Source organism: Dendronalium phyllosphericum CENA369 (assembly GCF_016056275.1).
GTDB classification, from domain to species: Bacteria; Cyanobacteriota; Cyanobacteriia; order Cyanobacteriales; family Nostocaceae; genus Dendronalium; species Dendronalium phyllosphericum.
In genome coordinates this window covers 22,316-32,082 of record NZ_JAECZA010000240.1, presented here as the reverse complement: position 1 = coordinate 32,082, position 9,767 = coordinate 22,316, and the positions used below count along the sequence as shown (strand labels likewise).

The following is a 9,767-nucleotide window of genomic DNA, read 5'->3' as shown; positions in this document are numbered from 1 at the left end:
AAGTACGCGAAGAAAGAGAAAAAAGAAGAGAAATTTAAAAGTTAATTTACCTAGAAAAATTAATGCGATGAACCAATAGTGGTCTGTCCCATTAATTATGAGGGGTTGAGGAACGAACCGCGAAGTACGCAAAGTACGCGAAGAAAGAGAAAAAAGAAGAGAAAATTAAAAGTTAATTCACCTAGCACAATAAATGGGACAGGCTACTAATGTGTTCTAGCTGTAATATAGTCTGCGATCGCCATTAGAGATTGCGCCTTTTCGCCAAAGCAAGCTAATTCTGCTTTAGCTGAGTCAACCAATTTTTGTGCTTTGAGTTTTGATTCTTCAATACCCCACAAACTGGGATAAGTCACTTTCTGCGCCTTTCGATCTTTGCCTGGAGTTTTACCGAGTTCCTCCTGAGTACCAGTCAGATCGAGCACATCATCAATAATCTGGAAAGCTAGACCAATATTGCGAGCATAGTGAGAAAGCGGCAGCAAAACCTTATCGTCTACTCCCACCAATAGTGCCCCTGATAAAACAGACGTTTCTAATAAAGCGCCAGTTTTGTGGGTATGAATAAAGTTGAGGGTTTCGATGTCAATATTCTGCAATCCCTCAGATTCTAAATCAACAACTTGACCTCCAACTAGACCTGTTGCTGCTACTGCATGAGCCAACTTAGCAACAACCTGCAACAACTGCTGGGCAGCAACTCCTTTGGTTTGAACCACAAGAAACTCAAACGCGTAGGCTAAAAGTGCATCACCAGCCAGGATGGCAATGTTTTCGCCATAAATTTTATGGTTAGTTAACTTTCCGCGTCGATAATCATCATTATCCATTGCAGGTAAGTCGTCATGGATCAGAGAAAAGGTGTGAATCATTTCCAGCGTACAAGCAGTAGGCATCGCCATCTCGACTGTGCCTCCAGCAAGTTCACAACCTGCAAGACAGAGAATCGGGCGTAGGCGCTTTCCTCCAGCCAGTAGGGAATAGCGCATAGATTCGTAGAGTATTTCTGGATAGGCTATAGTAATTGACTGTTCAAGCGCTGCTTCAACTTGCGATCGCCGTTCTGATAAATAGGCTTTAAGGTCAAAAGTAGTTTCTTTAACAGATGACCATTCAAAGACTTGAGTATTCACCATAAATAATTCAATTTAATTTACTTACTGTACAAAAAATTACGTTTTTTCTTCCCTCAGTGCCCAATTTCGACATCTTCCAGGATGCCAAGTGCATCGGGGATGAGAATGGCTGCACAATAATAGGCGCTGACAAGGTAAGAAACGATCGCTTTGTCGTTGATACCCAAAAACTTCACAGACAAACTGGGTTGGTATTCATCAGGTATCCCCGTTTTGTGTAAACCTATCACCCCTTGGTTTTCTTCTCCGACACGGAGTGCCAAAATAGAGCTAGTACCCTCTTTAGTAATCGGAATTTTGTTACAAGGAAAAATCGGATAGTTGCGCCATGCAGGTACAATCTTGCCATTGACCTCTTTGCTTGGGGAATAGATACCACGACGGTTACACTCCCGGCCAAAAGCCGCGATCGCGCGAGGGTGAGCTAGGAAAAAATGGGTTTTGCGCCGCCTTGAGAGCAATTCATCAAAATCATCTGGAGTCGGTGGCCCAGTGCGGGTATAGATGCGTTGCTTCAGATCGGCATTGTGCAATAATCCGAAATCAGGATTATTCAGCATTTCGTATTCTTGCCGTTCCCGCAACGCTTCGATAGTCAGGCGTAATTGTTGCTCCGTCTGGTTCATGGGTTCGTTGTAGAGGTCAGCAACTCGCGTATTCACCCGTAAAATGGTTTCAGCGACGCTTAACTCATACTCCCGTGGATTCAAGTCGTAATTAACAAATGTCCTGGGTAACTCAGTTTCCGGGCTATGACCGGCAGACAGAAGGATCTCAGCTTGATTGTACCTATCTTGGGGTTTACTCAACATAGCTCTCAAGCGATCGACCTGAGTCTGCAACGCTTCAGATTGGTTCATCAACTCCCGAAACGCCTGTACTGGCAAAGACAAAACTATGCAGCGTGTAACAGCTCTTAGGCTCACCTCCCAAGTGTCCTGAGATAAAACTATAGCTTCGCCACCAAAACAATCGCCGTCAGCTAAGATATCTCGTAAAGCTTCCGCCTCATATTTTCCGGCCTTCAGCTTATTAACTTTACCATGAGCAATTAATAACACGCGATCGGCTGGTTGACCTTCCTGTACAATGACCTCACCAACGGCAAATTCTTGTTGTACAAAGCGGTCTGCCAAGGCGTTGAGTACCTCAATATCCTCAAAACCACGTAGTAAAGATAGTTCGCAAAGTGCTTGGGGAATGACCCGTACCTCGGCCCCTGTATTGCTAAAGCTGACCCGTCCATTGCCAACATCATAGGTCAAGCGACGGTTAACTTTATAGGCCCCACCCTTGATTTGTACCCAAGGCAACATCTGCAACAACCATCTTGGGGTAATGCCCTGCATCTGGGGCGGAGTTTTCGTGGTTTTGGCTAAATTCCGCGCCCCTTTCGTGCTTAAGCTCATCTGGGGTTGCCCGTTTTCTTGACCTAAATCTGGCCTAATCAAAGCATCTGTCATAAACTTAACGTTTCATGCAACTAAATTTACATTCCTAACAGAGAGCATCAGGAGGTAGGAGCAAACAGTCGTTTGCCCCTACTTGGAAGAGGATATCCGACTACTTAGAGACGAATGGCACTAAGTTAAATGTTGAGACTGACGCGGAGAGGGGGAGAAACGGTGAGGAAGTTGGAGTCTTGGACGGCACTTCCTCTACTTGGGGAGACCTCAAGACCAGAGTGCCTCCGCTTTCCGTCGAGTCCAAACTTCCGAACCCGAAGGGTGACGCGGAGATATTTTTGAATGAATTTTCCCCGCGTCCCCCCGTCTCCATGTCCCCGCGTCAGCTTATCTTAGCGCCATTCACTTAGAGACCAATTTCTACATCTTCAAGGATGCCTAATGCGTCAGGAACAAGAATAGCTGTAGAGTAGTAAGCGCTGACTAAGTAGGAAATAACGGCCTTTTCGTTAATACCCATGAAGCGCACAGACAAACTAGGTTGATATTCATCAGGAATGCCAGTTTTATGAAGACCAATAACACCCTGATTGGTTGCTCCCACACGCATTAACATGATGGAGCTAGTACGCTCTTTTGTAACAGGAATCTTATTGCAAGGATAGATGGGAATACCACGCCAAGAGGGAATTGCACTGTTACCCGTAGGGATAGGATCGGGATAAAGTCCAAGGCGGTTACATTCCCGACCAAAAGCAGCAATTGTGCGGGGATGAGCTAAGAAAAAGCTCGGTTCTTTCCAAACAATAGAGATCAACTCATCGAGATCGTCAGGAGTTGGGGGGCCGCTGCGGGTAAAAATGCGTTGTTTGAGATCGGCATTGTGTAACAGTCCAAAGTCACGATTATTAACCATTTCGTGTTCTTGGCGTTCCCGTAATGCTTCGATGGTGAGCCGTAATTGCTCCTCCGTCTGATTCATGGGTTCGTTGTAGAGGTCAGCAACCCGTGTATTGATTTGCAAAATGGTTTGAGCGACGCTTAACTCATATTCCCTTGGATTGATTTCATAATCTGCAAAAGTCCCAGGTAATACTGCTTCCGCGAGGTGGCCTGAGGTAATATCGATTGAGGCTTCCCCGGCTTCGTTTTTGGGTTGGCGCAATTTTTCCCTGAATCGATCTACTTGCGCTTGCAGAGCCTCAGACTGGTTAACCAAGTTTTGAAAAGCTGCTTGAGGCAAAGACAAGATGGTGCAACGGGTAATGGCACTGAGGGTGACATCCCAAGTATCTTGGGATTCGACTAAAGAGTAGTCGCCAAAATGGTCGCCATCAGCTAATACAGCCAAAACAACGCGATCGTCAAACTTGCCTGGGCCAATTTTATTTACCTTACCATGGGCAATCAGCAATACGCGATCGGCTGGTTGGCCTTCTTGGACGATGACAGCACCCGCAGCGTATTCTTGTTGGACAAATTGACTAGCCAAAGCATTTAACACCCCGACATCTTCAAATCCCCGCAACAAAGGTAACTCAGTGAGTTCTTGAGGAATAACCTGTATCTGCGCCCCTGTATTGGTAAAACTGACCCGTCCATCCCCAACCGTATAGGTTAAGCGACGGTTGACCCGAAAGCTACCACCCACTGCTTCTACCCAAGGCAACAGTTTTAAAAGCCACCGTGAGGTAATTCCCTGCATTTGGGGTTGGGTTTTGGTGGTCGTTGCCAAATTACGCGCCGCTTCGGTCTGCAAACTCATTGGCAGTTGCTCAATTTGATTTTCTAGGGGAGTGTTTGCTGCATTAGTCATGATTAATCTCCATTAGTAATGTTTGTTGACAAGTTATACCAATTCGTAATTCGTAATTCGTAATTAAGAAAGCCAGACTTTATATAGGTTTTTGGGTTTGTATCTGTCGCATTCTTTTTTCAAATTGGTATTATTTGATCGATCGCAATAGGGACTCAGATTGAGCTAATCTTTTGTTCCTAACAACGAACCGATTTTGATACCTGAAGTCCCTAAACCTGTTGGGCCATTCAGTAACTTCTGTATCACTGGCTGAACATTGGTTTGAGTTGTTTGCTGACCGACACTTGGTCTAATTTTGGTCGCGGCAGTGCCTAACCCTATGGGGCCTTGGAGTAACCGCTTTTGTGTCGAGTTATCCCGCAATTCAAATTCCTTATAACGGTCTACCGCCCTATGCCATTTGAGTACGCCGCACATCCACTGTTCCAGTTTCTTGACGTAACCGTACAGTTTCTCACGAGCACTGGTATTCAGATCGAAATCGTCACACAAGATCGGGAGTTCAGTCGCAACGATATGTTCAAACTGAAGGGCACGCGAGGTCATCAGGTCGTTAACAATGGCGACGGCCTGGGGAATATCGCAGTTCAGGAAATTCTGAACCGCTAGCACACCGTTATTGATCTCACCTTCAAACTCGATTTCTTTCTGATAAGAAAAAATATCGTTCGTCAAACAGGCGAAATCAGCAGCTGAATTATCGATATTCTGCATGGTTCGGGTACGGAAAATCTCTGGTGGGATCTCGTCCCCTTGGGAAAGTCGAGACAGGCTCATAGTTAGATCGGAGCCAAAGGTCTTACGACGCATTTCCACATAGTCTATCGGGTCGGGAATGCGATTCTGGGTCTGATTAGCCAGTTCCCATAACCAACTTTCCGTCATATCCTCGATCGCCCGACGAAACTGACGACGAGCATTATTCGTCATGGGGCCAGCCGTCCGCGCCCAAATGTCAGCTAAACCCCGTTCGACTGGGTTCGTTGGTACGGGAGTAGGACTCCCATCAAGAGGCATAAACTCTGATAGCCGAGCGTTGAAAATTTTTGCCCCTGCCATGTTGCGGCTATAGCCGTACAGTGCCGGGAAGTAGTCATCGGCATAGGTTCCCCAAACTAACCAACAAGCTGTGATATTCAATTCAGCACTAGACCCATTGGGATGAATATAAGCACCACATAAGGCTACGTCGGCCACATCGAATTTGTGGTCATCCCAGATGTAAATGCTGGGCATTCCTGGCAGTACGTCCAACATCCCCATCTGACGCGCCCATTCTTTAGAATGCCGCCGAGCCTCGTCTAGATGAGGGTTCAAATCAGTGGAGAAGGGCATATAAAACTGCGGCAGTTTTAATGGTCCTACAGGCTGATAGGGAACATGGGTAAAGCTTTTGAACCGTTTTAGTCCCAAACTATCGTATAAAGCTCCTAGACGAGCCGCTGATGTGCCTAGTCCAGTCGGGCCGCCTAAAAGCCAGCCGAGGGTCGAAGATTTGTCTGATGTTTGGTTCATGTAGCGGCTCGATCGCATGTGCCACTCATGACCCCCCGACTGCCAGTCTTGAAGTCCTTTGGCATATAGGACTACTTTCAGACGCTCATCGGGAGTCAGACTATATTCCTCAAACAAGGAAGGAAGCTCAGTAACAAAGGTGTTCTCGAACTGTTGCACCCTAGACGTTAGTAAGTCGTTAGTGAGGTTGGCCGCCTCTTGAGTCCTGACATCGAGGAATCGTTCTAAAACTAGGATACAGTTAGCATTTTCCCCTTCTTCTTCCACTTCTCTTTGGTAAGAAAAGATGTCATTTCGCAGATGTACGCCGTCAGAAAAGGTGTCTTTGAGGACACGCATTGGTCGAGTGGGTGCGATCGCATCGGGAATTTCGGCCCCAACCGCGTGTTCCACTAGGTTAGCTGACCAGGGCGCTCCCCCCACCTTACGGCGCATCTCAATGTATTCAATGGGATTAGCGACTCGATCCTGGCTGATATTGGCGAGTTCCCACAGAGACTCTTTGAGAAGAGCGATCGTACTCTCAGAAAATCGGATTACCCAGTCTTGGGAGGCATTGGGGATGGTGCGATTCCAGAGGTCTACTAAACCCTTTTCTACGGCATTAGTGGGTTCTGGGCGCGTTTCTTGGGGCTGCACAGGCATAAACGCTGGTAGTCTATCGAGGTACTTCTTAGCTCCAGCCATATCTTGGGTACGCTTGTAAAGCTCAAGAAAGTGATCGTCGAAGAAAAATACCCAAACATACCAGTCAGTTACCAGATTGAGCATCGGTTCATCGGCATCTGGATGGGTATAAGAACACAACAGTGCATAGTCATGGGCATCAAACTTGCGCTCATCCCAAATGCCATAATCTTCCGATCCCTCTGCCCCACCCAAAACTCCCATTTCATAAGCCCAAGCTTTAGAATGTACCCGTGCCGCTTCTAGGTTTGGGTTCAGCCGTGCTGGCCAAGGTACATAAAAACTCGGCAACTCAAAAGGTTGCTTGCTTGAAGTCATTGTCCATTTAAACCTATCAGTTTGAGCTTCTTGTCTTGATAGAAGTCGCGTTATAGCAGTTCTCGTTTATGCAAGGTGCAGCCGTAGGGGCACGGTAGTGCCATGCCCCTACACTTAGCTATATAATGTTGTGCCGTACCTGAGTGGGAACCGCTATAATTTGACATTTGCTGTTAATCTTTGACAAGTGAAACTACTTATAGTAATTAAAAAACTCACAACTTACTCTTGCTAAATATGTACTACGCATTAAATTACAGCTTATCAACAGCATAATCAAGGATTCTTACAAAACTTCCTACTTTTCCCACTTTTCCCACTTTTCCACTTAACTGAGCCAATACTTTTGTAAGTAAATATACTAGGTTAAATTGTAAAAAATCTTAGGTTCGATTACTACCTATGTTACTTAACTGAACTTTCCCCAGAAAATTGCAACCAAAGAGTGCAGAAATTTTGCTCTTGTGGTTTGTCGAGAAATTTTTGATAGTTTCACTTCTTCACGCGGTTATCTCTGCATCATTTTTTGTCACTCTACCGCTTCGCCATCTAGTAGATATCTGCGATAATTAATTCTGCGTTGCCCGAAATCCTTAATAAGGACTCTGTTACGTTCGCCCTTACATCATTTCACCAGATATCTAAATATATTAAGTATAAGGACGCATTTGCGTACCTTTTATCTTTAATACCTTTGACTATGTTGGGTATAGGCTATTTTACTTATGAACACATAAGTTATCTTAAAATCAAAGTCAGATTTTCTCTAAAATGAACTACTGAGGCTATTAATATCTACCGTCAGGTAATTGAGAACTTAGCTCTAGTATTACTCCAGTTGATTGTGGATGACATGAAAACTCGTGTTCTATAACTTTAGGTTTTTTTCAAGTTATTTCCTGTGAAAGATGGATAGTTATTTTTGTTAATGATAACTTGTAATTGTTAACACAAATGATTTATAGGTCTGTACCGGATGAGGGTTATACCGCTGTGCCTCATAATCGTGCATCAAAGGAGAGCGATGTCAGATGTACGAACGGTGCTGATAATACGTCAGACATAGACGGTTGTGGAGTTTTTATCGCTTCCTCCACTTTGTTACTACACGAAGGAGAACTCAACTTCTCATCAGAGCGGTCGTAGGTGGTAAACGTCTAGCGTCGTATTCATGCAAGTTAGTCTAGTTTTCAAAGACTTATTTGCTATTATTAAGCTGTCGCGCATTTAATTTGCACATCTTTCTTGTGTTGACTTGTTGACTGCTGACTGTCAGCGGTTAACGAACCTCATGAGCAATCGTGTAATTTCAATGCGTAATAGCTTACTATCTTCTTCTTGCGCCACCCATTAGTAAACCAATCTCTTCCACTGTCGCTATCTGTGCATTTAAAATAGTAATAAACTCACCTCTGTACATTACGGCAATGCGATCGCTCATCGCCATGACTTCTTCTAACTCAGTAGAAATATACAAAATTGCCGCACCGCGATCGCGTTCTCTTTGCAATCGAGAATGTACGGCTGCTGTCGCCCCTACGTCTAACCCCCGCGTTGGTTGCATCGCTACTATTAAATTCGGTTCTCCCGCTAGTTCCCGCGCCAATACTACTTTTTGCTGATTTCCCCCCGATAACTGACTTACCTTGATATCTTCCCCTGTGGTGCGGATATCAAATTCTTGCATTGCAGACTTGGCATTATTTCTAATTGCTGCTGATTGTAATAAAAAACGACGGCAAAACGGCAACTTTTTAAAAGCTTTCAAAATCAAATTTTGGGCAATGCTAAACTGCAATACTAAACCCATTTTCTGCCTATCTTCAGGGATGTAACCAATAGCCTTTCTTTTTAACGGGAGTTCTCCAAACTCAATTTTGCCTCGTTTGATAGGTTGTAAATTGGCGATCGCATCTGCTAATTCTCGCTGTCCATTGCCATCTACACCAGCAATTCCTAAAATTTCACCAGCGCGCAAATCAAATGATACATTATCGACAGCGATCGCTCCACGGTCATCTACAACTTGCAGACCTCGTACAGACAAAATTACCTTTCCTGGCGATGGAATTGATTTATCTACACGTAAAGCAACTTCGCGTCCTACCATTAATTCAGCTAATTGCTGAGGTGTTGCTTCTTGAGTAGCCATCGTTGCTACTACCTTTCCTCGCCGTAACACTGTGACTGTATCGCAGAGATTAATTACTTCTTCTAACTTGTGGCTGATAAAAATAATCGTATTGCCAGCAGTGGCTAGTTGTCGCAAGATAGCAATTAATGATTCTACTTCCGGTGGTGTCAGCACGGCTGTGGGTTCGTCGAGAATCAATAATTTAGCTTGGCGGTAAAGAACTTTGAGAATTTCTACCCGCTGTTGTGTCCCTACTGGTAAATTTTCTACTTTGGCATTTGGATTAATTTCTAAGCCATAAGCTTGAGATAATGCAGCGATTTCTTGTTGTTTTTGCCGCAGGTTCAGACGCAAAGTATTTTCTGTACCTAAGATGATATTTTCTGTAATAGTCAACTGAGGTACAAGCATGAAATGCTGGTGAATCATGCCAATTCCCAGTTTAATAGCTTCATGAGGTGAGTTGATTGTTACTGGCTGTTGTTGTAGATAAATTTGACCGATATCGGGTTGGTAAAGACCGCTAATTATATTCATTAAAGTTGTCTTACCTGCTCCATTCTCACCTAAAATCGCATGAATTTTGCCAGTTTCGACAGATAAACTAATGTTATCATTAGCAATAAACGATTTAAAAGATTTGGTAATTTTTTCTAAGCGCAAATGTATCATTTACTAAAATACAACTAATTAGAAGGCAGAAGGCAGAAGGCAGTCCCGATGAAAAAATTTTCATCACCATGCATGAAAAA

Annotated in this window: 6 protein-coding genes; 1 reads left to right on the top strand and 5 read right to left on the bottom strand. The window is 44.3% G+C overall.

Annotated features, from left to right (window positions below):
* Positions 1-206 precede the first annotated feature (206 nt).
* The 4 genes from crtE to I8752_RS28340 all read right to left on the bottom strand — a co-directional run bounded on the left by crtE (position 207) and on the right by I8752_RS28340 (position 6,881).
* Complete coding sequence (crtE, locus tag I8752_RS28355; RefSeq protein WP_214435555.1) at positions 207-1,136, bottom strand: geranylgeranyl diphosphate synthase CrtE; 930 nt, start codon at positions 1,134-1,136, stop codon at positions 207-209.
* A 53-nt stretch (positions 1,137-1,189) separates the two neighbouring features.
* The gene (locus I8752_RS28350; RefSeq protein WP_214435554.1) at positions 1,190-2,599 is read right to left on the bottom strand and encodes a family 2B encapsulin nanocompartment shell protein; all 1,410 of its coding nucleotides are present in this window, start codon (positions 2,597-2,599) and stop codon (positions 1,190-1,192) included.
* Between the two features lie 349 nt (positions 2,600-2,948).
* On the bottom strand, positions 2,949-4,358 hold the full coding sequence (locus tag I8752_RS28345) for a family 2B encapsulin nanocompartment shell protein (RefSeq protein WP_138497395.1): 1,410 nt from the start codon (positions 4,356-4,358) through the stop codon (positions 2,949-2,951).
* A gap of 165 nt (positions 4,359-4,523) precedes the next feature.
* Positions 4,524-6,881 carry a family 2 encapsulin nanocompartment cargo protein terpene cyclase gene (locus I8752_RS28340; RefSeq protein WP_225895969.1) on the bottom strand — a complete coding sequence of 786 codons (2,358 nt, stop codon included), beginning with the start codon at positions 6,879-6,881 and terminating at the stop codon, positions 4,524-4,526.
* 954 nt (positions 6,882-7,835) lie between these two features.
* On the opposite strand from I8752_RS28340, the gene I8752_RS28335 reads away from it, so the two are divergent.
* Positions 7,836-8,027 carry a hypothetical protein gene (locus I8752_RS28335; RefSeq protein WP_214435553.1) on the top strand — a complete coding sequence of 64 codons (192 nt, stop codon included), beginning with the start codon at positions 7,836-7,838 and terminating at the stop codon, positions 8,025-8,027.
* A 181-nt stretch (positions 8,028-8,208) separates the two neighbouring features.
* On the opposite strand, the gene I8752_RS28330 is transcribed toward I8752_RS28335, so the two are convergent.
* Positions 8,209-9,687, bottom strand: a complete 1,479-nt coding sequence (locus tag I8752_RS28330; RefSeq protein WP_214435552.1) for an ABC transporter ATP-binding protein — start codon at positions 9,685-9,687, stop codon at positions 8,209-8,211.
* Positions 9,688-9,767: the final 80 nt, after the last annotated feature.

Bases quoted from the DNA above. Each gene is read 5' to 3' on its own strand.
- I8752_RS28335 (WP_214435553.1), top strand. From the start codon at position 7,836: ATGATTTATAGGTCTGTACCGGATGAGGGTTATACCGCTGTGCCTCAT.
- I8752_RS28345 (WP_138497395.1), bottom strand. From the start codon at position 4,358: ATGACTAATGCAGCAAACACTCCCCTAGAAAATCAAATTGAGCAACTG.
- crtE (WP_214435555.1), bottom strand. From the start codon at position 1,136: ATGGTGAATACTCAAGTCTTTGAATGGTCATCTGTTAAAGAAACTACT.
- I8752_RS28350 (WP_214435554.1), bottom strand. From the start codon at position 2,599: ATGACAGATGCTTTGATTAGGCCAGATTTAGGTCAAGAAAACGGGCAA.
- I8752_RS28330 (WP_214435552.1), bottom strand. From the start codon at position 9,687: ATGATACATTTGCGCTTAGAAAAAATTACCAAATCTTTTAAATCGTTT.
- I8752_RS28340 (WP_225895969.1), bottom strand. From the start codon at position 6,881: ATGACTTCAAGCAAGCAACCTTTTGAGTTGCCGAGTTTTTATGTACCT.